This window comes from Streptomyces carminius, assembly GCF_002794255.1.
In the GTDB taxonomy this organism is placed as follows: Bacteria; Actinomycetota; Actinomycetes; order Streptomycetales; family Streptomycetaceae; genus Streptomyces; species Streptomyces carminius.
In genome coordinates this window covers 78,883-101,741 of sequence record NZ_PGGW01000061.1, presented here as the reverse complement: position 1 = coordinate 101,741, position 22,859 = coordinate 78,883, and the positions used below count along the sequence as shown (strand labels likewise).

Below are 22,859 nucleotides of genomic sequence, written 5' to 3'. Positions count from 1 at the left end.
GCAGGGGCGCCGCCGTGTGTCGGTGTCGCGTCCTAGGGTCACGGCATGACCGACACCGACCCCGCCGCTTTCGACGCGGCATGGGACCGCTTCTCCTCCTGGCTGTCCGCGCACGCTCCCGTCGACCACGCGGCCCTGCTGCCGCCCGCCACCGCCGAGGAGATCGCGGGGCTCGAAGCGCGCCTCGGGTTCCCGCTCCACCCCCAGCTGAGGGCACTCCTGCGACGGCACAACGGCGTCATGGAGCACGTGGAGCCGGACAACCTCCACGCCGGAGCCTTCCTTCCGATCGGACACCGGCTCAATACGGTGGACCACATCGTCCTCCAGCACGGAATTCTGGAGGACGGGCTGGCGGACCTTCTTGCCGAGGGGGTCGAGACGGAGGACGAACCCAGCAGCCACGCCCACCAGTGGGTGGCCTTCGCGCACCCCAACGACGGCGGGATCACCTTCATCGACCACTGCCCCGGCCCGGCCTACGGGCACGTCTACGAGATGGGCATCGGCTCGGGGGCCGTCGAACCCACCAAGTGGGCGTCCAGTCTGGCCGGGCTGTTCGACGCCCTGACCGAAAGCCTGGAGACCGGCGAGCCCTTCCGGCGGTACTGGTGGCCCACGCCCTACGAGCTGCCCTCGGGGCACTTCTGTCTCGACTGGGACCACCGCCCTCCGGCGGAGCGTGACGGCAGCCGGGGCTGGCCGCCGCCCCGCCCGCTCGACGCACCCCTCCGGCCGCCCTCGCCCGCCAACAGGCGGGGGCTGGGCCGCTGTCTGGGGCCGCTCATTCCCCCGCGGGCCTCCCAGGTGTCCGGGGCCGCCGTACGGAATCAGGCATCCACCTCTCCGGCCGGACCGCTCCACGCGAGCGGCAAGGTCGTGACCGCCCCCGAGGGGCCCGAGGACCCCCGTCGCTAGGGGCCTTGCCGGGCGGCCGCGTCGCTCACGGCATCACGGCTCCTCCCGCATCCAGGTGAGCGTGATGCGCATGTCGCTGAACCGCCAGCCCGCCGGGGTCCGTACGGCGGTACCCGCGATACGCAGACCGCTCGTCCGGTGGGGTGCTTCGCCGGTGCGGTAGAAGTGCACGAGCTGGTTCGCGGTGGCCTCCGCCCGGTCACCGTCGACGTGCACCAGCACGTCCCCGTGCATGTGCTGGGTGTGCTCTCCCTCGACCTGGCTGCGCCTCAGGTGGACGGTCACCTCGTCGAGGCCGTGCAGCTCGCCCCGCGGCGAGCGCACCGTGACGTCGCGGTGGTAGACGGTGGCGGCGTCCTCGTGGCGGTGCTCGTCCAGCAGGTTGGCCAGGCGGGCGAACAGCTCGGCGATCTCGGCTCGGTCGGCGGTCCGGGTGGCGGTGGGCATGACGACTCCTTCGACTGCTTCCATGATGTTGGCGCAACCAACATTACAGACGGAGTGTTGGTCGCACCAGCATTCGCGCGGATAGGATGGCCGCCATGGACGAGACCCCCGGGCGCCTGACGGCGAAGCCGAGTTGGCTGATCACCCAGTTGGCCGTGCACGCCCGCCGGCTGGTGTTCGACGGCTTCGCCGCCGCCGGGGCGCGCGGGTACCACTACCGCATCCTGGCGGCACTGCACGAGTTCGGGCCCGCGAGCCAGGCGGAGCTCGGCCGCCGGTGCCGCATCGATCGCAGCGACGTCGTGGCGGCCGTCAACGAACTGGCCGAGCAGGGCTTCGCCGTCCGTGCACCGGACCCGGACCACGGGCGGCGCAACAGGGTGACGCTCACCGACGACGGGCTCCGGCAGCTGCGGCGCATGGACGGCGTACTCGACCAGGTGCAGGACGACCTGCTCAAGCCGCTCTCGGTCGAGGACCGGCAGACCCTGACCCGCCTGCTCGGCCGAGTCCTCGCCCAGTACGAACCGGAGTGACCACCGCCCCGCCCCACTCAGGGCACCAGCACCACCCTGCCGAACACCTCCCCCGCGTCCATCCGGCGATGGGCCGACGCCGCCCGGTCCAGCGGCAGCACCTTGTGCACGACCACGCGCAGGTTCCCGCGCGCGGCGGCGAACTGGCCCGCCGCGCCCAGCAGACCGGCCGGCTGCGCCCCGGCTTCGTCGTCGACGGCCTGGTCTTCATGCTCCTGGCCCACCGGGGCACCCAGGACACCCCGCGTGCCGCCCGCGTCACGGCCTCCCGCCGCTTCGCCGCCTACGTGATCGAGGCGTTCCGCGCCGCACCGGAGACGGAAGCGCCCCCGCCGCTGCCACCGGCACCGCGCCTGCTGCTCACACCCCCGCCCGGCGGGCCGTAGCCCCACCACCGGGCAGGCTGCCGCGCCTTGCGCCCGGCAGCCTGCGTTCCAGGCTCCGGCCGGGGGCACGGAGACCGGCCGGTCGGGCGGCGGACGCGGCGGCCATGACGCGGAGGCGGGGTTCTCGGCCCGGCCGGCTTCACAGGTACCCTCTGTCACAACGTCATTGCGGCCCGACGGGCTTCCGCTCCACTCCGTGGAGCCTTCCCAGGACATGCCCCCACCCGCACGAGTTCCTTCGTGCTGCCCGGGGGCTTTTCTTGCTGTTCCGCGCGTCCGCCGAGACGGTCGCCGTCATGGCGCATGACGGCTCGCTCTTCTTCCACCTCACCGAACAGTTCACCCGTGCGCACGGCCACCGCCCCGGCCCCTCCGAGGCGCTGTCCTGGGAACGGAGCATCCCCGCCCTGGCCGCCGCGCTCAATGACGCGGGACTGGGCGGCGTGGAAGTCCTGCTCGAGTACGCGCTGCCGCTGAACAGCAAGCGCGCCGACGCCGTGCTCGCCGGGGTGCACCCGGCCACCGGGGAGCCGTCGTACGTCGTGGTCGAGCTGAAGCAGTGGGGGCAGGCCACCCCGGACGAGGACGACCCGCACCTGTGCCACCTCGACGCCTACGCACACCCCGTCCTCAACCCCGCCGAACAGGTCCGCCGCTACTGCGAGTACCTCGTCAACTTCAACGGTGCCGTCGCCGAGCACCCGGAACGTGTCAGCGGTGTCGCTTACCTCCACAACGCCACCGAGTTCGGCGTCAGCGGCCTGCGCGAGATCGAGACCGACGACCGGGGACAGCTCTACACCGCCGAACGCCGGGGTGAGTTCCTCGACCACCTGCGCGCCAGACTGAGCGACAGGCACCCGGGCGCCCACGCGGCCGACGAGCTCCTGGCGGGCAGGACGGTTCCCTCCCGGCAGCTGATGTCCGTCGCCGCCCAGGAGGTGCGCGAGCGCGAGCAGTTCGTCCTCCTCGACGAGCAGCAGGTCGCGTACCGCATGGTGCTCAACGCCGTCCGCCGGGCGAAGCGGTCCGACCACAAGGAGGTCGTGATCGTCACCGGCGGCCCCGGCACCGGCAAGAGCGTCATCGCGCTCTCCCTCCTCGGCGAGCTGTACCGGCAGGGTGTCCCGGCCCTGCACGCCACCGGGTCCCAGTCGTTCACCAGGACCATGCGCAAGGTCGCCGGGGCCCGCAAGCCCGCGGTGCAGAGCCTGTTCAAGTACTTCAACAGCTTCACCACAGCCGAGAAGAACTCCCTCGACGTGCTGATCTGCGACGAGGCCCACCGCATCCGCGAGACCTCCGCCAACCGCTACACCAGGGCCGAACACCGCACCGGCAGATCGCAGGTCGACGAACTCCTCGACACCGCACGCGTCCCCGTCTTCCTCCTCGACGAGCACCAGGTGGTGCGACCCGGCGAGCTGGGCACGGTCGCCGAGATCAGGGCGGCCGCCGCCGTGAAGGGCCTGGACTGCCATGTGGTGCCGCTGGACAGCCAGTTCCGCTGCGGCGGCAGCGACGCCTATCTGCGCTGGGTGGTACGCCTCCTCGGTCTGGAGCCGGGCGGCCCGGTGGCCTGGGAGCCCGACGACCGCATGCGGCTGCTGGTCGCCGACGGCCCGCGGGAGATGGAGGAGTTCCTCGCGGACCGCCGGGACCACGGCTACGGCGCCCGGATGTCCGCCGGCTACTGCTGGCGCTGGTCCCCGGAACCCAGGCCCGGCGAGCCGTTGCCGCTCGACGTGGTCATCGGCGACTGGGCCCGCCCCTGGAACCTGCGCGGCGACCGCTCCGTCTCCGGCGCGCCCCCGGCCGCGCTGTGGGCCACCGACCCGGCCGGTTTCGGACAGGTCGGCTGCGTCTACACCGCGCAGGGCTTCGAGTACGACTGGTCGGGCGTGATCATCGGCCCGGACCTGGTCTGGCGCGACGACCGCTGGGTCACGGACCGCACGGCCTCCAAGGACCCGGTCTTCAAGAGGACCACTCCGGACGACGACGTGGACCGCCTGATCCGCAACACCTACAAGGTGCTGCTGACCCGGGGCATGGTCGGCACGGTGCTCTGCTCCACCGATCCCGAGACGCAGCGGAAGCTGCGGGAACTGGCCGGAGGGAGGCGAGAAGCAGCCGCGGTCTGACCGGACGGCGCGACCGCGCCGCCGGGGCGGCTCCGCCGGACCCGCCCCGCGCACCACGAACGCACCGGCGCCGGTGCCCGCACCCGGGACCGGCCGCCCGCACCACCCGTACCCGCACTGCGGCCCGACGGGCTTCCTGCCACAGGACACGCCCCCACCCGCACGAGATCACTCGTGTTCTGGGGGAACCACCTCGTGTCCATGCTCCTGCTGAAGCTCTCGGCAAGGGACTTACTCACACTGAACGAACGCCGCGGAATGGTGCCCCACCTCGCCGCGCGATGGAAGCACTTCCAAGGAAGCAAGGTGTCGATCGGCGAGAGCTCGGCGTGGGCGGAGAGCCTGATCACCCTGGCGAAGGACCTGATGGCGGCCGGCCGCGGCAACGTGGAGATGGTCGTCGAGTGCGCGGCGACGACCCAGGAGGACGGCCGGCCCGGCGGCCCCCGCCTCATCGACGTGGTCCTGGTCGGCCGCCACCCCGACAGCGGGCGCGTCTCGGTCCAGCTCGTCGAACTGAAGCGCTGGTCGAGGGTGACCCGGGTGGAGGAGGCCACCGCCGAGCTGGTGTACGTGCCGGGGCTGGACGGGGAGGGCAAGGAGAAGAAGCACCCGGCCGTACAGCTCCGCGAGTACTACGAACTCTTCACCGGGAAGACGGGCCCGCTGAGCGGACTGTCCTTCGAGTGCGGGGGCTTCGCCTACCTGCACAACGCGTCCGATGAGTCCGTGCGGCCGCTGCTCGGTCTCGACGCGCCCACCGGAATCTACGCCCGCACCTACACGAACGACGGCCGCAAGCAGCTCTTGCAGGACCTGCGCGGGTACTTCGCGGCGGACGGCGGCGCCTCCGAGGCCGAACTGCTGCTGCAGCGGATGGGCTTACGGAACACCCCGCTACTCGACGCCATGATCAACTCGCGTGGTGAGGACACCGTGTTCACACTGCGCGGCGGGCAGCGGGAGGTCGTGGCGGACGTCCTCAGGACCGCGCGCCTCGTCCTCGACGACCCGGACCAGGCACCCCTCCTGCCCAGCCCGAAGAAGGCCGTCTTCCTGGTGACCGGCGGCGCCGGCACGGGCAAGAGCGCCATCGGCCTGGAACTCAAGGCACGCTTCGAGGCCGAGGGCCGGAGCGTCAGGTACGCCAGCGGCTCCCGCGCCTTCAACGGGGCGATGCAGGAGCACGTGGGCTACGGCGACCGGGAGTTCCGGGAGAGCTTCACCTACTTCAGCAACTTCGTCACCCCGCCCGAACCCCCGCTGGACGTGCTGCTCTGCGACGAGGCGCACCGGATCCGGGCGCGTACCACCAACCGGTTCTGGCCACCGGAGAAGTGGGGGAAGCAGCCCCAGGTGGACGACCTGCTGGACGCCTCCCGCCTGACGGTCTTCTTCCTGGACGAGGGGCAGTCCCTCAGACCCGACGAGGTGGGCACGGTGGAGCTGGTCCAGGACGCCGCGGAGCGCCACGGGGCCGACCTGCGGCGCTACCACCTGCGGGAGCAGTTCCGGTGCGGCGGCAGCGACGCCTATCTGCGCTGGGTCCACGGACTGCTGGGCCTGTCGGGGGAGGAACCGCGGGAGTGGACGCCGGACGGGCTGATGCACCTCGAGATCGCCGACACCCCCGGAGAGCTGGAGCGGATCATCCTGGCGGAGGGCCGCGCCGGAGCCTCGGCGCGCATGGTCGCCGGCTACTGCTGGCCCTGGAACAAGCCGCAGGGCGCGGAGCGGCGGCTCGAGGCGGACGTCCGCATCGGGGAGTGGCACCGTCCCTGGAACGCCGACAGCGGAACGTTCTGCGAGGGCGGCGACGCCCCGCCGTCCAAGATCTGGTCGGTGCACGAGAACGGGATCGGCCAGATCGGCTGTGTGTACACGGCGCAGGGCCTCGAGTGGGACTGGTGCGGCGTGATCATGGGTGACGACATGGTGCGCCGCGGTGACCGGTGGGTGTTCCGGCGCGGAAAGAACCGGAAGGACGAGACCGGGCTCAAGAGGCTCCTGGCGCCCGGCTCCCAGGACTCGAAGGTGAACACGAGCAGGCTGAGCGACGCCGAGTTCGAGCGGTGCGTGCGCCACGCCTACCACGTGCTGCTGACCCGGGCGAGCCGCGCCACGGTGCTCTACTCCACGGACGAGGAGACACGGGCCTACCTGAAGAAGCTCGCGGGGAACATCCGGATCGACGGACTCCGCCCCACCTGGGAAAACCTTCCGGAGGAAGCGCGCGTCCCGCACCAGCGGCGCCCCGGCCGCGGCGGGAGGAAGAAGCGCAGGCAGAGCAGTAAGGCCAAGAAGGAACTGGGGAAGCAGAGCGAGCTGTTCTGAGGACCGCCGAGGCCGCCCAGGCCGCCGGGCACCGCGTCCGGCGGTGGCGGGCAGCGGCAGGGGTGGCGGGCTCCCGGGCCCGCCACCCGCCCGTCCTCAGACGAGCCAGCGCGCTGCCGCCGTCAGCGCCTCCAGCACGAGGCTGGAGACGACTCCGGCGCCGGCGCCCACCAGCACCTCGCGGAACCAGTTGCGACGCGGGGGCCTGTACTCGACAGGGTTCATACGGGACCACTCCTCGGACGTGAGTCGGGAACGGCAGGAGACGCCCTACCGGGCATCGGCCCTCACGCGAGTGAGGTCCACATGGTGGATCCGCCGTCCGTCACCACGGCCGGTGAAGGAGGTCCTGAGAACTCCGCCTCGTACCCTCCGGGAAGGTGCGCAGCGCGCAAAAACCTTATCCCACGCGGCACTTGGGCGCGGCCTGTTATCGGCCGGGTGCCCGGCCCCGCACCGTGGGGCCGGCTTGGAGCACGCGCTGCCGCCGGAGCACGGGCACATCCGCACTCCCGGCCCGGGGCAGACCCACGGTGTGCGGACCTCCGCGTCGGGCCGCAGGACCGCCGGCAGGCCGCAACCGACGTGCCAGGCCCTCGCTGCCCCGCTGCGGGAGGTGGCGCATGACGGCGTCAGACTCGGCAGCAGCGATCCCGAAGCTCGGATATGACCGCTTTCTCGGGCTTGTTGATGTCACCGTCCACCGCTGCCACCCGGTCGGCCGCGTCGAGGAGATCGCTCAGGTCCCCCGGCTCGGCGTCTATGCGCTCCCACACCTCGGCGGGGTCGATGTCGACAAGGCGGGCGAGCTGTTCGTCGACCACCTGATGCTGCTCCCGGACCAGCCTCACCAGGTGCCGCATCAGCAGCGCCTCATCGTCGGTGATCTTGTGATCCGCCCTGATGACGAACCACGCGACCCACAGCAGCAACCGCGGGTGCCGACTCCGCCTGCTCAACCCCTCGGCGAGTTCGATCACCCGCGCCTCGTTGCGGAAGACGGCCTGCGCGTGCCGCCCCGCGAGCAGCGTCGTATAGCGGTTCACCACCACCGCGAGGGGAACGCCGACCAGCGGAATGCCGATCTTGATGACATTGCGCTGCAGGAGATGCTTCCCGACGACGGGGAGCCCCCTCGCGGCGGTCAGTACCGATCCGGAGAAGTAGCGCTTGACCACCGGCCGGACCACGGCCGGAACCGCCTTGACCACGCCTCCCCGGGCCGCTTCCCCGCTCCTGATCGTGAAGGCCACGCGAATGAGCTTCCACATGTCCTCGGGGTCGGACAGGTCCAGCGGGACCCGGTAGAGGACTGAGACGTCGTAGGCCAGGCGGAGCTGGAGCCGGGTGACGAACGCGACGTCGACCATCATGGTCGTGACGGCGGCCGGGACGGTCGCCGGCGAGGCACCGCCGAGGCTTCCGATGGTGGCGGCGACGGCCGCCGTGTAGGCCCCGGCGGAAAGCCCGCCTTCGAGCGCGGCGTACCGGGAGGCCATCTTGACCCGCTGATCGACGACGGCATCCGCGGGCACGCCCGCGTACCGCTCCTGGAAGTACTGCCAGTCGACCTTGGCGGTGTAGGAGCGCATGGCCTCGGCGCTGAGCTTGGCGAACCAGGCGCCCGACTTGATGTCGTCCGCGCTCAGCCCTTTGATGAACTCCCGAAGCTCAACCCGCTCCTGCTCGACGACCTTCCGGTCGGCAGCGTCGTCACCGCCGTCCTCGGCAGCGTCGATCGGATCTTTGCTCATGGCGCGCCCCCCAGGCGGTCATCGTGCAGCCGGATTGCCCGGCGTGGACAACCCCGCTGACGTTCCAACACGGTGACCCGGTGACCGGCACGGCGGCTGTCGACGGGTGTCCCGCGGGCCGAAACCCTAGCGCGCTGCCATGCGGCCGGGGCGCCGTTGCGCCGATATCCGTTCTGACCGCCCGGTCACGCGCTATTCGGCCGTGACCACCTGCGCGGCGAACCGGTCGCGCGGGACCGCGTGGTGCATCACCGCGTCACGCACGACGGCGTACCGCACGACCTCGGCCGGTTCGGTGATCAGCTCGATGTCGAGCAGGTTGTCCGCATCATCGAAGCGCAGCAGTGCGACCAGCCGTGAGTCGAAGATCCAGAAGTCCTCGGCGGGCAGGCCGGCCCGCGCGGCGTCCTCGCGCCACAGGTACCGGATGTCCTCGCCGAAGGCGGCGTTGTGCCGGGCGTAGTCGAGCAGGAAGAGCTGTTCCTCGGTGGGCGGGTCGTCGGCGATGCGGACACGGCCGACCGTCTTGCCTGCGTCCGTCTGTGCCCTGATGTTGACGAACCAGGGCTCGTCGGGGTCGCAGGGCGACGAGCCGGTGGCCAGGAACGTCTGGAAGTCGGGGTCCTGTCGGTCCGACGCGTAGCCGCGCCGCGTCTCCAGCCGCCAGGCGGTGTGCTCGAAGGTCTCGAACAGGCGGCGGAAGGTTGCCCGGTCCACGCGTTCCGTCACTCGCTCCAACTCCTTCGGTCCCCGGTTCACGAGCAGTTCGCGCGGCACGGTCACCGCCGCCTTGTCGGCTTCGAAGTGCCGGACTCCCTGCCGCGAGCCTGATCCCCTCGTCAGTATGGCCGGGAACCCTGCCCGGCATCACGGTGCCGGGCAGGGTCCAGGAGAAAACACCGGAAATCTCGGGTGCGCGGAAAGCAAGTTCGAGAAAGCAGCGCACTGCCGGTCGATGCCCTGCCTCTGGCGTCCTGCCTCACCCGGGCCGGGTGCGCCACGGCCGACGCGCGCGTCCTCGACGCGCCGCACCCGGGCACATCGGGCCGCTCCTCGCGCGTGCGGTCGCTCCGTGACGCACCTCGGTCAAGAGGGCCGGTCGCACCGCACTTTCTGACGTGGACTGGCCAGAGAGCTGCTTGACAGCCCCTCACCCCGGTGGAAAAAGTGGGGCGAGTGGACCATGACATGCCTGATGAGGGCTTAACCGAAGTCACCGCGCACCGGGCGCTGCTTGTCGCGTGCGACCGGGCGGGGCTCCGTCCCGACGGTGCGGAGCTGATCCGGCTCGGGGAGAACGCGATGTACGCGCTCCCCGGTCAGGGAGTCGTCGTCAGGGTGGCACGTTCGGCGGATCTCGTCGACAAGGTGCGCAAGGAGCTGGCTGTTGCTCGCTGGCTGGCTTCCCAGGGCTTTCCCGGTGTCCGGGTCCGTGACGATCTTGTCCAGCCGGTGGAGGCGGACGGGCGGCTGGCCACCTTCTGGGAGTACGTTCCGCCCAGTACGGCCACTGCGGGTATCGGGGATCTGGCCCGTCTGCTGCGGTCCTTCCATGAGCTTCCCGCTCCGGGCTTCGACCTGCCGGGTCTCGATCCCTTTCCCGTGATGCGGCGGCGTCTGGCGTTGGTCTCGGGGATCAAGGCGTCCGACGTGCGGTTCCTGGAGGAGTCCTGTGAGCTGGTCGAGGCGTCCTTCCGGGAGCTGATGGCCCGGACGGAGCCGCGCGTGGTCCACGGGGACGCGCACCGGGGCAATGTGCTGATGCGGGGCGGCGAGAGTCTGCTCATCGACTACGAGGTCGTCTCCCGTGGTCCGGTGGCCTGGGATCTGGTGCCGACGGCGACGGCGGTCGACCGGTTCGGCCTGCCCGAAGCCGAGTACGCGCGGTTCGCCGCCGTGTACGGCTGGGACGTCACCGGCTGGGACGGCTACGCGGTCCTGCGCACGGTGCGGGAGCTGGGCATGACCACCTGGCTGATGCAGAACGCCCAGGAAGGCCCGGCGGCCGAGGAGTTCGCCCTGCGCATGGAATCCCTACGGAAGGACGACCTTGGGCGGCGCTGGCATGCCCTCTGAGACGCCGGAGAACCCGCCCTTCGCGCCTTACGTCTCCCGGGAGAACATCCGGCTCACCACCGTCTACTCGACACCGTGGGCGTACGACCCCGGACATGTTCAGCGCACCGCGGACGCTCCCGTCGGCGTCCTCAACCTGGGCCGCCTGGCGGACTTCTACGACCGGTCGCGGCAGCAGTTGCCCCGGGTCATCCACCACGAGGCGCTGGACTGCGCCACCATCTCCTGCCGCCGCTGGCGCGGCGGTGCCCCGGCCGGGGCACACATCTGGTACTTCGCCCTCCCCTCCGGCCAGGTGCTCGTCGCGCTCACCCTGGACGTGCCGGGAAGCCTGGTCGACACCATTCCGCTGCTCGAAGACCTCTACTACGCGAACGTCCAATGCGGCGGGACGCCCCTGGAGCGCATCGCGGCCGACCGCATCGGTTGCGTCCCCAACGGCGACGGGGTGATCCCCGGATTCCTCCCGGAGCGGCACCAACTGGTCTTCCACAGCGTGCGGACGGCGGAGGAGGTACCGGCCGACGACGTGGTCCAGCGCCTCATCTACCGCACCAACCTCCCCTACCGGCCCGAGCACAGCAGCATCCAGTTCCCGGCCGAACTCAACCGGCGGCCCACCACGGTGGGAGCCCTGGGACCGTATGTGAGCGTGCTGTGCGGCCACCAGGACTACCTTGAGAACTGCGTCCTGCTCTCGGCCGTCCAGGCGGTCGGGGCGGCGGCCCGGCTCCGCGAGATCCGTGACGTCACCAACTCCTACGTGCAGAGGTTCCGGACCCGAAGCGCCGACCAGCGCAGCACCCGGGAGCGGCGCAGCACGCTGGAGGCCATCTCGAACGGTCTGAGCCAGCTCGAACTCGAACTCAGCTACAGCGTGGAGGCCGGCGGCGACATCGGAACACTGGTCCCGGCCCTGCGCGTCGAAAGCTTCCACAACGCGCTGTTCTCGACCATGGGGCTGACCGAGCGGGCCGCGATCATCGGCCAGATGCTCAGCCGGCTCGGCAACGCGATCAACGCCGAACTGACCTCGGTGGAGAGCGCCGAGCAACGGGCCGCCGACCGCCGGCGCATCCGTACCGTGGTGGCGGTCACCTTCGTCACCACCGTCACCGCGACGCTGGGCCTGCTCTTCGGGTTCTTCGGCGTCAACGCCAGCCAGGTGGACGGACAGCGGTCGATGTTCGACGAGTACTACGCCCCGGTGTACGCGCTGATCTCCGTCATCCTCGCCGTGGGATTCCTGATCTTCGCGGGGATGCTCCTCCACGAGCGCTGGAGCGAGCGGCGCGAGCGGGGAGTCCACGTGTGGGAAGGCGTGCACCGCATCCTGGAACGCGAGTTCGGTTCGGTCTTACTCACCCCCGGAACGCGGCGACTGCCGGGCGCCCGACGACCGGACGCCCCCGGCACACGGACGGCGGCCCGGTGAGCTGAGCCACCTCACGCAGCACACAGCCCAGGCGGCTACGACGGCCGGGACCCCGGTTCTCAGCGTCTTCCCCGGCCCGGCCCGCCACGCTCCCCAGTGCCCGCGATCAGCAGCGGCCCTCTGCCGCCCCGACCTTCTCCGGCCCGGGGCGGCAGGGGTGTCACTGGTACAGGTCGCGTTGTACGGGTGGGTGTTGCGGAGTGGGCTGGTCACATGGTGTGACGATGGTCGGCCTGTCGCGTTGAGTAGTGCGGAAGGCACGCCATGTGACGCGCAGAGGTACGGGGAGGTGGCTGCCATGAGGGCGGACAACGACGACGGTGCCAGGAATGGCGGCGGCGGTGGCGGGGCGCAGGGCCGTCCGAGCGGTGAGGCGGAGCTGTCGGACAGCCTCAGGACGTTCGGTGCGGTGTTGAAGGTGCTGCGGGAGGAGGCGCGTCTGACGCAGGAGGAACTCGCCCCGCGGGTGCGGTACTCGGCGCACTACATCGCCAAGATCGAGCAGGGCAAGCGGTATCCGCCGAAGGACCTGCCCAACCGCGCGGAGGAGCCGCTGGGTTATGTCGCCTCCCGCGTTCTGACGGCGGCCTACAGGAGCCTGACGCGCCGGACCGGGCTGGCGTCCTGGTTCCAGTACTGGGCGACCGTCGAGGAGGAGGCACTGTCGCTGTACGCGTACGAGTGCCGGGCGATTCCCGGGCTGCTGCAGCCCGAGCCGTACATCCGGGCGATCTTCGAGCGCCGCCTGCCACCTGTCACCGAAGAACAGCTTGAGCGAGAGGTCGCCGCTCGGCTCGACAGGCAGCGGATCATCGAGCAGAAGCCGAACACCGCGTTCAGCTTCGTCATCGAGCAGGCCGTACTGGAACGGAACGTGGGTGGCGATCAGGTGACGCTGGCCGTCATCGATCACTTGCTGGCCATGGGCAGGCGGCGCAACGTCGAGATCCAGATCATGCCGCTTCGCCAGGAGGACCACTGCGGAGTCGACGGGCACCTGTATCTGGCGGAGACCCTGGACCACCGATGGGTCGGCTACACCGAAGGACAGAGGTCGAGCAACCTGCTCACCGCCCCCAAGGACGTGAGCGTTCTGCTCCAGCGCTATTGCAGCCTGCGCTCGCAAGCCCATGATGGCAGGGCCACTGTGAGCCTGCTGGAACAGATGCGAGGAGCTTATGAGCACCACTGACGAACAGGGCTGGTTCAAGAGCAGCTACAGCGGAAGCGAAGGCGACAACTGTGTCGAGGTGGCCGTACGTCCCGAGGCGGTCCTCGTCCGTGATTCCAAGGACACCCGGCGGCAGCCGCTGTCCGTGTCCCCGGCCGCCTGGGCGGGCTTCCTCGGTCACGCCGCCCGCTGAGGCGCTGCCGTCTGCCGTCTGTGCGGCGGGGCCGAGCCCCGCCGCACAGACAGGTCCGGGCACTTCCGGTGGGCGTCTCGCGGTCGGTGCCCCGGTCGGCCAGCAGACCCCGAGAAGATCTTTCTGAGAGCTCAGTCAAGGCTGTTGACGCCTATGTGTGCCTGCGTAGGCTGACGGTGGTCGACGTGCTGTCGGTGCCAAGGAGCCTCCAGGGGGTGGGACTGGGTGAGCGAATCCAGGTGCGAGCAGTGTGAACTCCTGATCGGCATGGGGTGTGCCTGTCCCTCCCGGGAGAAGGGGCAACGGGGCAGTGGATCCGGCGGCAAGTGCCCTGAGGAGCAGCCGGTGACGGTCCGGCGGGTCCCGAAGTCCGAGGCATGGCAGAGCGGCAAGCGGCCGGACCCCGCACGCCCGCCGAGGGACGACGAGTTCCTGTACGGCGACGACTGTGAGGCCGAGGCGTTCCGGGAGGAGTTCCGCGACATCACGGAACGCGGCACCAGTGTGCGGACCGTCTCGGGAGGACTACCCACCCTCGGCCGCCGCTGACTCCGGCCCGGTCGCCCCACCCGCGCCCCGGGTGGGGCAGCCGGGAACGGGCGGCAGAGGGCCGGTCCGGCCCGTCGCACGGCAGAGGGAACCGGCCATTCGGTGGCGCGATCCCGGCAGCCCCGCCGACCAGGGCGAATGTCTCATAGGTGTGATCTGTGATCCCTCCACCCATGTCGGGCCGACCCGTTAGGATCCCGCCCGGGGACCGGCCGCCGGGCGGACGGCCCGATGGCAAGCCGGGCGAGCGGAACGACGAGTGGGGACGGACACATGCGGGAAGGCCGGTGGACCACGGTCACCGAGTCCGAGTTCGACCACGAGCGCCGCGGCTTGGAGGCCATCCGTCGGCTGCTGCCGGACGCCGACCCGTGGCGGGCCTGGTCGAACTTCACCTTCACCGCCAACACCGGCCACGTCCGCGAGGTCGACCTGCTCGTCGCCGCCCCCGGCGGCGTCTACCTGATCGAGCTGAAGGACTGGCACGGCTCGGTCACCTCCGTCGGCGGCACCTGGGTGCAGACCACGCCCGGCGGCCACCGCCGCACCCACTCCAACCCCCTGCACCTGGTCAACAAGAAGGCCAAGGAACTGTCCGGGCTGCTCGGGCAGGTCGGACAGCTCGGCAGGCGGATCTGGGTCGGCGAGGCGGTCTGCTTCACCGACGAGTCGCTGCGCGTCCGGTTGCCCGCCCACGACCAGAACGGCGTCCACACCATCGCCGAGCTGGTCGAGCTGCTCAAGCGGTCCCCGCGTGACGAGCGCAGTCGGATCTCCCCGGGCGACTCCCGCCAGATCAGGAGCGCGCTGGAGAAGATCGGTATCGGCCGCAGCGAGGCCGAGTACAAGGTCGGTCCGTACGAGTTGGAGCGTCGCCCCTTCGACTCCGGCCAGACCTGGGCCGACTACGAGGCCCGCCACAGCGAGCTGCCCGAGCGCGCCCGGGTCCGCGTCTACCTGAGCGAGCGCGGCTCGGACTCCTCGCTGCGGCAGTCCGTGGAGAACGCCGCCCGCCGCGAGGCGGCCGTCCTGCAGCGCTTCCGGCACCCGGGCGTCGTCCCCTACCGGCAGTACTTCCCGACCGGGCACCCGGCGGGCCCCGCGCTGGTCTTCGACTACGAGCGGCGGACGATGAAGCTGGACGAGTACCTCGTCCAGTACGGCGCGAAGCTGGACATCCTCGGCCGGATGGCGCTGGTCCGGCAGCTCGCCGAGACCATGCGGTCCGCGCACGCCCGGCGCGTTCACCACCGGGCCCTGGCCGCCCGCTCCGTCCACGTCCTGCCCAGCCCGGACGGCGGCCCGGGGAAGGCGGTCGGCGAGGAGGCGGCCTGGCTCAGCCCGAGGCTGCAGATCTCCGACTGGCAGATCGCCACCCAGCGCGGCGCGGACTCCTCCCAGGGCGGGGGCGGCCCGCGCCTTGCGCCGACCACGCTGTCCGCGATGAACCTGGCCGACGACGAGGACCCCTACCTCGCGCCCGAGCTGACCGCGCTCCGCCCCGACCCGGTCTCCCTGGACGTCTACGGCCTCGGTGTCCTCACCTATCTGTTGGCCACCGACCGGGCCCCGGCCGCCAGCCAGGCCGAGCTGCGGGCCCGCCTGGAGGCCGGGGAGGGCCTGCGGCCCAGCTCCCTGGTGGACGGCCTGTCGGAGGACATCGACGAGCTGGTGCAAGCGGCCACGGCGTACAACCCGGACCGGCGCCTGGCCGGCGTGGACGACTTCCTGGAGATGCTGGAGGTCGTCGAGGACTCCCTCACCGCCCCCACGTCCGAGACCGCGCCCGAGGCCGCCGACGCACCGGAGAAGGACCCGCTCGAAGCCGTCCCCGGCGATGTGCTCGACGGCCGCTGGGAGGTCCGCCGCCGGCTGGGCACGGGCTCCACCAGCCGGGCCTTCCTCGTCCGCGACCTCCAGGCCGAGGCGCGCCGGACCCGCCCGCTGGCCGTGCTGAAGGTGGCCCTGTCCGACAACCGGGGCGACATCCTCGTCCGCGAGGCCGAGGTGATGGGCCGCCTGCGCCCCCACTCCGGCATCATCCGCCTCGCCGAACCGGAGCCGCTGCGCATCGCGGGCCGCACCGTCCTCGCGCTGGAGTACGTGGGCGACGAGCGTGATGACGGCGGGGAGCCGGGTGAGCGGAAGGCACCCCGCCGCCGTGAGGAGACCGTCGCCCGCCAGCTCCGCGACGACGGCCGGCTCCCGGTCGACCAGTTGGAGGCGTACGGCGACTACCTCTTCGGTGCCGTCGACTTCCTGGAGGGCGAGGGCGTCTGGCACCGCGACATCAAGCCGGACAACATCGCCATCCGTATCCGCCCCAACCGCACCCGCGAACTGGTCCTCATCGACTTCTCGCTCGCCGGATACCCGGCGAGGAGCACCGACGCGGGCACCGAGGGCTACCTCGACCCGTTCGTGGACATCATCACGCGCGGCAGCTACGACTCCCACGCCGAGCGGTACGCCGTGGCCGTCACCCTGCACCAGATGGCCTCCCGCGAGCTGCCGAAGTGGGGCGACGGCAGCGTCCTGCCCCGGATGACCGATCCGGAGGAGTGGCCGTACCCGACCATCGCGGCCGAGGCGTTCGACCCGGCCGTGCGCGAGGGGCTGGTCGCCTTCTTCCAGAAGGCCCTGCACCGCGACGTGAGCAAGCGGTTCCCCGAGCTCAAGCCGATGCGGGACGCCTGGCGCAAGATCTTCCTCGACGCCTCGCAGACCGTCCCCTCCAGCCACCGCAGCCGCCACCCGGCCCCGACGACCGCCACCGGCTCCGCCGCGGGCCCCGGCACGGCGGAGGCGGCTCCCCGGGGCGTCATCGCGGACGCCGAGCCGGAGACCGCGGAGCAGCAGCGCGACCGTCTCGCCGCCGAGGTCACCCGCGACACCCCGCTGACCGTCTCCGGTCTCACGGGCGCGGCCCAGTCCTTCCTCTACGGCCTGGGCATCAGCACCGTCGGCGAACTCCTCGACTACAGCCGCCGCAAGCTCGTCAACGCCCCGGGCCTGGGCGCCAAGACCCGCAACGTGGTGCAGCGGCGGCAGCGGGAGTGGGGCGAGCGGCTGCGCGGCACGCCTGTCTCGCCGCTCACGCCCGAGGGCCGGGCGGAGGCGAAGGAGGAGCTGGACCAGCTCACCGCCGCCGAGTCCGCCCTTACGGGCACCCTGGCGGCAACCGACGCCGCCGGCGGACTGTCGGCCCGTGCCCTGCGCTCCGTCAGCCTCGACGCCCTCGCCACGATCTTCGTGCCGGTCGTCAACAACAACGGCTCCAACCGGAACAAGGCCGAGATGGTGCGGCTGCTGCTGCGCCTGCCCGACGAGCGCGGCGTCCTGCCGGACATCGGGGTCTGGCCCAAGCAGAAGGACGTCGCCGGGGCGCTGGGGCTCAGCGCCGGGCGCATCCCGCAGATCCTCAAGGAGGAGCGCAAGCGCTGGAAGGCCGACCCGGCCGTTCGCGCCCTGCGCGCCGAGATCCTCGACCTGCTCGCCGGCATGGGGCGGGTCGCCTCCGCCGTCGAGATCGCCGACGCCCTCGCCGTGCGGCGCGGCAGCCAGCTCGCCGAGCGCGAGCAGCGGCGCGCGCTGGCGCTGGCGGCGGTGCGCGCCGTGGTCGAGGCCGAGCAACTCGCGCTCGACGACGCCGAGTTCCAGCACCAGCCCAACCGCAAGGCCACGGAGGAGGTGCTGGGCGCGGGCCTGCTGGCCCTGGACGTCCGCGAGGACGACGCGCCGGACACCCCGGCCGCACCCGGCCTGCTGGACTACGCCACCAAGCTCGGCCGCACCGCCGACCGCCTCGCCAGGCTCGACACCCTGCCGACGGCCACGACCGTGCTCGCCGAGCTGGGCGCGGTGGCCGTGCCGCCCGGCACGATCGACTGGGACGAGCGGCGCATGGTCGAACTGGCCGCCGCCGCGTCCCTGAACGCCGCCGCCACCCCGCGCCTGGAGATCTACCCGCGCGACCTGTCGTTGGTGCGGGCCCTGCGTCTCACCCAGGCCGGACTCGTCCGCTGGATCCCGGGCGTGCCGGAGGGCAGGCAGCCCGGCCTGACCGGTGCGGAGGTCCATGAACGGGTCCGCGCCCGCTTCCCCGAGTTGGTCGCCCCGGACGGGCGCGGCGGCACGACGCACGACCTGCCGACCGGCGGCCCGCTCACCAAGGCCCTGCGCGACGCGGGCTTCGAACTGTCCCTCAAGACGCGCGAGGACACGGGCACGCAGCGCTACCTGCCGACACGGGTGGACGACGCCTCCAGCTACCTCACGACGGGCGCCTGGCGGCAGTCCACCCGCGCGGGCGCGGTGACACGGTACGCGGACGACCCGCAGCTCGCGGGCGCGGTGCGCGCGGAGGAGCGGCTCACCGCCTCGGCCCGCCGGGACGGCTATCGGGTGCTGACCGTGCGGCAGCAGCTCGTGCGGGACGCGGTGCGGGAACTGGGCGCCGAACGGCTGGGCGCGCGGGCCCTGTCGGTGACCGAGCTGTTCCTGGCGGCCCTGCACGCGCAGATCACGCCGGGCACCAAGCCCACCTGGGAGACCCTGCTCAAGGCGGACGCCGCCGAGCCGGGCTCGAAGGGCGCGGTGCGGTTCGCGGAGTACGCGCGAACGGCGTGGGGGTCGGTCGAGCCGCGGATCGCGGAGCTGCTGGGCGACGGGGGCGGCGGTGCGGCGGGGCCCGTCCTGCTGACGGAGGCCGGGGTGTTCGCCCGGTACGACGGGATGGGCGTCCTGGACCGGCTGGCGTCGGTGGCCCGGCAGGGTGGGCGGGGGCTGTGGCTCCTGGTCCCGCAGAGTGACCCCTCGCGCGAGCCGAGGCTCGGGCAGGTGGCCGTGCCGTACCAGGCCGGCCTGGGGGAGTGGATCCAGCTTCCGGACACGTGGGTGGGCAACGCCCACCGCGGGTCCGGCGAGATCGTGGCAAGTGGTGTCGAGGGAGACGCGAAGTGATCGACCGCAAGGCTCTGTTGGACGACCTGAAGCAGCAGGTCAAGGCGGTCGAAACTGATCTCGGCAAGCAGGTGAGGGCGCTGGATGAGGTCGGCGCGCGGCTGCGGGCCGAGTACGACCAGGCCCGCAAGCTCGGGCGTACGGCGGCGACGTGGACCTCGTGGCTGGACGAGCGAGTCACGCAGGTCGCGGTGGCGTGGGTGCTGGGGACTGTTTTCGTGCGGTTCTGTGAGGACAACCGGCTGATCCCCGAGCCGTACCTGACCGGGCCGGACGGCGACCGGCGCGAGCTGGCGGAGACCCGCTACGACCACTACGTGGAGACGGACGAGGACCCGACGTACCGCGGGTGGCTGCGGCGAGCCTTTGCAGAGTTGAGCGACGGGCAAGCGGGGCAGTTGCTGTTTGACAGCAACCACAACCCGCTGTACCAGATCCCGCTTTCGCACGACGGCGCGCGCGAGTTGGTTGAGTTCTGGCGGCAGCGAGATGAGGCGGGCGTCCTCGTCCACGACTTCACCGACCCGCTGAGCGAGGACGGCACGGAGGGCTGGGACACCCGCTTCCTGGGCGACCTCTACCAGGACCTCAGCGAGGCGGCGCGGAAGACGTACGCGCTGCTCCAGACGCCGGAGTTCGTGGAGGAATTCATTCTCGACCGCACGATGAACCCGGTGGTGCGGGAGTTCGGGTACGAGGGCCTGAAGATGATCGACCCCACCTGCGGGTCGGGCCACTTCGTGCTGGGGGCGTTCCGGCGGTTGGTGCGGCTGTGGGGCGAGGGCCACCCGGGCAAGGACGTCCACGAGCGGGTACGGGCCGCGCTGGACTCGGTGCACGGCGTGGACATCAACCCCTTCGCGGTGGCTATTGCCCGCTTCCGGCTGCTGGTCGCCGCCATGGCGGCGAGCGGTGCGCGGAAGTTGGGTGAAGCGTCAAAGTACGAGTGGCCCATTCATCTGGCGGTTGGAGACTCGCTGATCAAGTCCCGCCGATCCCAGCAGGGAAACCTGTTCGGTGTGGCAGACGAAGAACATGAAGATGAGCTAGCCAGTTTCAAGTACGCCATGGAGGACGTGCATGAATACCCGGAAATTTTGAGACAGGGGCGATATCACGTAGTGGTAGGGAATCCGCCCTACGTCGCGGTGGAGGATAAGAAACTTAACGAGCTGTACCGAGAATTGTATTCAGCTTGTGCGGGGACATACGCACTGTCGGTTCCATTCGCCCAGAGGTTCTTCGAGCTGGCCAAGCGTGGGAACGCAGAGGGGCGCGGATACGGAATGGTCGGGCAGATCACTGCCAACTCCTTTACGAAAAGGGAGTTCGGAGCGAAGCTCATTGAAGGGTATTTCGGGCATGCAGTAGAGCTGACTGAAGTCATCGACACCTCGGGTGCCTACATTCCGGGGCATGGAACGCCGACAGTCATCCTGATTGGTAAGCAGCGGGGTGGGGATAGGCGAGCGCCAATGATCCGAACCGTCCGCAGTGTGCAGGGAGAGCCCGCTGCGCCAGAGAATCCCGAGGAGGGACTAGTCTGGCGGGCAATCGTTGAACAGATCGAAAATCCGGGCTCTGTTAGCCAATGGGTATCTGTCGATGATTTGGACCGGAAAAGGTACTTCGGCCAGCAGCCCTGGATTTTGGCCGATGGCGGATTGGAGATGGTAGAGCATTTGCAGCGCGTCTCCGAGGTATCTTTGGGGCAGGTAGTAGAGACGGTTGGGCGTACGACAAAGTCTGGAGCCGACGATATTTACTTCCTTCCCGACAAAGCGACGGCGCGGCGTCTGCGCTTGGATGGTAATGTTCGCTCGCTAGTCGTAGGCGCGGGTGTTCGTGACTTTCAGATCACCGACACTATTACCCTCTGTGTTCCCTACCGAGATCGCGAGAACGAGCAACCGATTGGCGAGGCGAGCCATCTGGTTTCGCGGTACCTGTGGACGGCTCGTTCTCTGCTACGTAAGCGCAGAATTTTCGGTAAGACGATGGTCGAGCACGGGCGACAGTGGTACGCGTATCTGGAGAATTATTCGAATAGGCTTCGAATCAGAAATGGCTTGACCTTTCCCTTCGTTGCGACTCACAACCATGTTGTATTCGATCGTGATGGGGCTCTGTTTGGCAGCACTGCTCCGGTGATCAAATTGAGGGAGGGTGCGAGCGAAGAGGAGCACGTGCAGTTGGTGGGCCTGCTCAATACTTCAACGGCTGGCTTCTGGCTCAAGCAGGTAAGCCAGGGGAAGGGCGGAAGCGGCCTTGGGCGTGGAATTCAGAGCGAGGCATGGGAAGAGCGATATGAGTTCACAGGCACGAATTTTGAGAGATTCCCTCTTCCTGTCGCCTACCCCACGTCCGTTGCCGTCGCCCTAGACGCCCTCGCACAGCAGCTCTCTGTGGCTAGCCCATCCGCCGTGGCTAGAGCTGCCGTTCCAACCGCTCCCACGCTCCGCGAGGCCAAAAAGGCGTGGGAATCCATTCGGGCTCGCATGATCGCCCTTCAAGAGGAGTTGGACTGGCAGGTCTACTCCCTCTATAACCTCGACCCTGAAGACCTTCGTTCCTCCGAGGATCCTGACGACCTGAACATCCCCGAACTTGCCCTCGGCGAGCGCGCTTTCGAGATCGTCCTCGCGCGCCGCGTAGCCGCAGGCGAGGCCAGCGACGAGTGGTTCAAGAGGCACGGCTCCACTCCTATTACGGAGATCCCCGCCCACTGGCCAGCCGCCTACCGCGAGGTGGTGCAGAAGCGCATCGACGCCATCGAGGGCAGCCGCGCTATCGGGATGATCGAGCGACCGGAGTACAAGCGGCGGTGGGCCACCGAGGGCTGGGATGCCATGCAGGAGAAGGCGCTGCGGTCCTGGCTGCTGGATCGGATCGAGGCCCGAGAGCACTGGTTCGACGAGAACGGCCAACCGACCATCCTCACCCTGGCACGTCTTACCGACACCCTCTCCCGCGATGAGGACTTCACCTCCGTCGCCAAGCTCTACGCCCCCCGCAAGGAGCTGGCAGCGGCGGTGGCGGAGCTGATGAGTGGCGAGCACGTGCCCTTCCTCTCCGCTCTGCGCTACAAGCCCTCCGGGCTGAAGAAGCGCGCCGACTGGGAGCATGTGTGGGACCTCCAGCGCAAGGAGGACGCCGCCCCGGACGAGCCCGCCAAGCGCAAGATCCGCGACTCCATCCCCGTCCCGCCGAAGTACACCTCGGCCGACTTCCTGCGCCCGTCCTACTGGAAGGCGCGCGGGAAGCTGGACGTGCCCAAGGAGCGGTTCATCTCCTACTCCCATACCAACGCCGCCACCCCGGACCTCTACGGGTGGGCCGGCTGGGACCACAAGGAGCAGGCGCAGGCCCTTGCCACGTACTTCACCAACACCGCGCTGTCCACCGAGGAGATCACCCCGTTCCTCGCCGGGCTGCTGGAGCTCCAGCCGTGGCTGTACCAGTGGCACAACGAGTTCGACGTGCTCTACAGCGGCTCCCCGGCGGACTTCTTCAACGGCTACCGCCAGCAGAAGCAGGGCGAGCACGGCCTGACCGACGACGACCTCCGCAACTGGCGCCCTCAGGCCGCCACCCGGGGCCGCCGTGCCGCCGCGAAGAAGTAGCAGGAACAGAAGCGGAGCTGGGGCGGGTGGCCCGGCCCACCAGCGCCGACCCGCCACCCTCACAGGGAAGTGGTGACCGGCTCCGCTCCGTCTCAGCCTTCTTCGTCCGGGGCGGCGCCGGGGGCGAGGTAGTGCTGTACGCGGAGGATCAGCACGACGTCGTCGCGGTAGTCCTCCTGGTACCAGATCATGACGGGCCCCTCGGCGTGGGCCTTGACGCCGGAGGCGGACTCCCGGATGTCGAAGGGGCGGCCGATGCGGCGGGCGAGGTCTTCGACGTCCCGCCGGTGGGGCTCGGAGAGGTCGCCGACGACGGCGTGTTCGGCGTCAG

The 22,859-nt window shown here is 70.2% G+C and carries 14 protein-coding genes and 3 pseudogenes; 12 read left to right on the top strand and 5 right to left on the bottom strand.

The features are described from left to right. Positions 1-45: 45 nt before the first annotated feature. Complete coding sequence (locus CUT44_RS21225; RefSeq protein ID WP_100203510.1) at positions 46-918, top strand: SMI1/KNR4 family protein; 873 nt, start codon at positions 46-48, stop codon at positions 916-918. A 33-nt stretch (positions 919-951) separates the two neighbouring features. Here the strand turns inward: CUT44_RS21225 and CUT44_RS21220 are convergent, their stop codons facing one another. Further along, positions 952-1,365, bottom strand: a complete 414-nt coding sequence (locus CUT44_RS21220; RefSeq protein WP_100203509.1) for a nuclear transport factor 2 family protein — start codon at positions 1,363-1,365, stop codon at positions 952-954. A 95-nt stretch (positions 1,366-1,460) separates the two neighbouring features. On the opposite strand from CUT44_RS21220, the gene CUT44_RS21215 reads away from it, so the two are divergent. Further along, entirely contained in the window at positions 1,461-1,901 is a 441-nt protein-coding gene (locus CUT44_RS21215; RefSeq protein WP_100203601.1) for a MarR family winged helix-turn-helix transcriptional regulator, read from the top strand. 17 nt (positions 1,902-1,918) lie between these two features. Here CUT44_RS21215 and CUT44_RS21210 read toward each other — a convergent pair. Continuing rightward, positions 1,919-2,053, bottom strand: a pseudogene (locus CUT44_RS21210) (zinc-binding dehydrogenase); the annotation flags it as partial. On the opposite strand from CUT44_RS21210, the pseudogene CUT44_RS21205 reads away from it, so the two are divergent. The 3 genes and pseudogenes from CUT44_RS21205 to CUT44_RS21195 all read left to right on the top strand — a co-directional run. After that, positions 2,042-2,287 (top strand): annotated as a pseudogene (locus CUT44_RS21205) (TetR/AcrR family transcriptional regulator); the annotation flags it as partial. The pseudogenes CUT44_RS21210 and CUT44_RS21205 sit on opposite strands and share 12 nt — an antisense overlap. A 260-nt stretch (positions 2,288-2,547) precedes the next feature. After that, complete coding sequence (locus tag CUT44_RS21200; RefSeq protein WP_100203508.1) at positions 2,548-4,431, top strand: DUF2075 domain-containing protein; 1,884 nt, start codon at positions 2,548-2,550, stop codon at positions 4,429-4,431. 306 nt (positions 4,432-4,737) lie between these two features. Next, entirely contained in the window at positions 4,738-6,765 is a 2,028-nt protein-coding gene (locus CUT44_RS21195; RefSeq protein ID WP_332888281.1) for a DUF2075 domain-containing protein, read from the top strand. 96 nt (positions 6,766-6,861) lie between these two features. Here CUT44_RS21195 and CUT44_RS34145 read toward each other — a convergent pair whose 3' ends face one another. The 3 genes and pseudogenes from CUT44_RS34145 to CUT44_RS21185 form a co-directional block, all read right to left on the bottom strand. After that, positions 6,862-6,990: a DUF6408 family protein gene (locus CUT44_RS34145; RefSeq protein WP_233221543.1), complete on the bottom strand. Its 129-nt coding sequence runs from the start codon at positions 6,988-6,990 to the stop codon at positions 6,862-6,864. A 407-nt stretch (positions 6,991-7,397) separates the two neighbouring features. Beyond that, positions 7,398-8,519: a tellurite resistance TerB family protein gene (locus tag CUT44_RS21190; protein ID WP_100203507.1), complete on the bottom strand. Its 1,122-nt coding sequence runs from the start codon at positions 8,517-8,519 to the stop codon at positions 7,398-7,400. A 192-nt stretch (positions 8,520-8,711) separates the two neighbouring features. Next, positions 8,712-9,332, bottom strand: a pseudogene (locus CUT44_RS21185) (DUF6879 family protein); the annotation flags it as partial. A 375-nt stretch (positions 9,333-9,707) separates the two neighbouring features. Here CUT44_RS21185 and CUT44_RS21175 point away from each other — a divergent pair. The 7 genes from CUT44_RS21175 (at position 9,708) to pglX (ending at position 22,528) form a co-directional block, all read left to right on the top strand. Continuing rightward, positions 9,708-10,595: an aminoglycoside phosphotransferase family protein gene (locus CUT44_RS21175; RefSeq protein ID WP_100203599.1), complete on the top strand. Its 888-nt coding sequence runs from the start codon at positions 9,708-9,710 to the stop codon at positions 10,593-10,595. Next, positions 10,585-12,030: a hypothetical protein gene (locus tag CUT44_RS21170; RefSeq protein ID WP_233221542.1), complete on the top strand. Its 1,446-nt coding sequence runs from the start codon at positions 10,585-10,587 to the stop codon at positions 12,028-12,030. The genes CUT44_RS21175 and CUT44_RS21170 overlap by 11 nt, the downstream gene beginning before the upstream one ends. A gap of 298 nt (positions 12,031-12,328) precedes the next feature. Then, positions 12,329-13,222, top strand: coding sequence for a Scr1 family TA system antitoxin-like transcriptional regulator (locus CUT44_RS21165; protein ID WP_100203505.1), 894 nt, complete (start codon positions 12,329-12,331; stop codon positions 13,220-13,222). Then, positions 13,209-13,394, top strand: a complete 186-nt coding sequence (locus CUT44_RS21160; protein ID WP_100203504.1) for a DUF397 domain-containing protein — start codon at positions 13,209-13,211, stop codon at positions 13,392-13,394. Before CUT44_RS21165 ends, CUT44_RS21160 begins: the two co-directional genes overlap by 14 nt. A 345-nt stretch (positions 13,395-13,739) precedes the next feature. Further along, positions 13,740-13,943: a hypothetical protein gene (locus CUT44_RS21155; protein WP_100203503.1), complete on the top strand. Its 204-nt coding sequence runs from the start codon at positions 13,740-13,742 to the stop codon at positions 13,941-13,943. A gap of 273 nt (positions 13,944-14,216) precedes the next feature. After that, positions 14,217-18,905, top strand: coding sequence for a BREX system serine/threonine kinase PglW (gene pglW / locus CUT44_RS21150; protein WP_100203502.1), 4,689 nt, complete (start codon positions 14,217-14,219; stop codon positions 18,903-18,905). Further along, positions 18,902-22,528, top strand: a complete 3,627-nt coding sequence (gene pglX / locus CUT44_RS21145; protein WP_100203501.1) for a BREX-2 system adenine-specific DNA-methyltransferase PglX — start codon at positions 18,902-18,904, stop codon at positions 22,526-22,528. The genes pglW and pglX overlap by 4 nt, the downstream gene beginning before the upstream one ends. Positions 22,529-22,859: the final 331 nt, after the last annotated feature.

Coding starts and splice junctions, on each gene's coding strand:
- CUT44_RS21225 (WP_100203510.1), top strand. CDS start 46: ATGACCGACACCGACCCCGCCGCTTTCGACGCGGCATGGGACCGCTTC.
- CUT44_RS21220 (WP_100203509.1), bottom strand. CDS start 1,365: ATGCCCACCGCCACCCGGACCGCCGACCGAGCCGAGATCGCCGAGCTG.
- CUT44_RS21215 (WP_100203601.1), top strand. CDS start 1,461: ATGGACGAGACCCCCGGGCGCCTGACGGCGAAGCCGAGTTGGCTGATC.
- CUT44_RS34145 (WP_233221543.1), bottom strand. CDS start 6,990: ATGAACCCTGTCGAGTACAGGCCCCCGCGTCGCAACTGGTTCCGCGAG.
- CUT44_RS21190 (WP_100203507.1), bottom strand. CDS start 8,519: ATGAGCAAAGATCCGATCGACGCTGCCGAGGACGGCGGTGACGACGCT.
- CUT44_RS21175 (WP_100203599.1), top strand. CDS start 9,708: ATGCCTGATGAGGGCTTAACCGAAGTCACCGCGCACCGGGCGCTGCTT.
- CUT44_RS21170 (WP_233221542.1), top strand. CDS start 10,585: ATGCCCTCTGAGACGCCGGAGAACCCGCCCTTCGCGCCTTACGTCTCC.
- CUT44_RS21165 (WP_100203505.1), top strand. CDS start 12,329: ATGAGGGCGGACAACGACGACGGTGCCAGGAATGGCGGCGGCGGTGGC.
- CUT44_RS21160 (WP_100203504.1), top strand. CDS start 13,209: ATGAGCACCACTGACGAACAGGGCTGGTTCAAGAGCAGCTACAGCGGA.
- pglW (WP_100203502.1), top strand. CDS start 14,217: ATGCGGGAAGGCCGGTGGACCACGGTCACCGAGTCCGAGTTCGACCAC.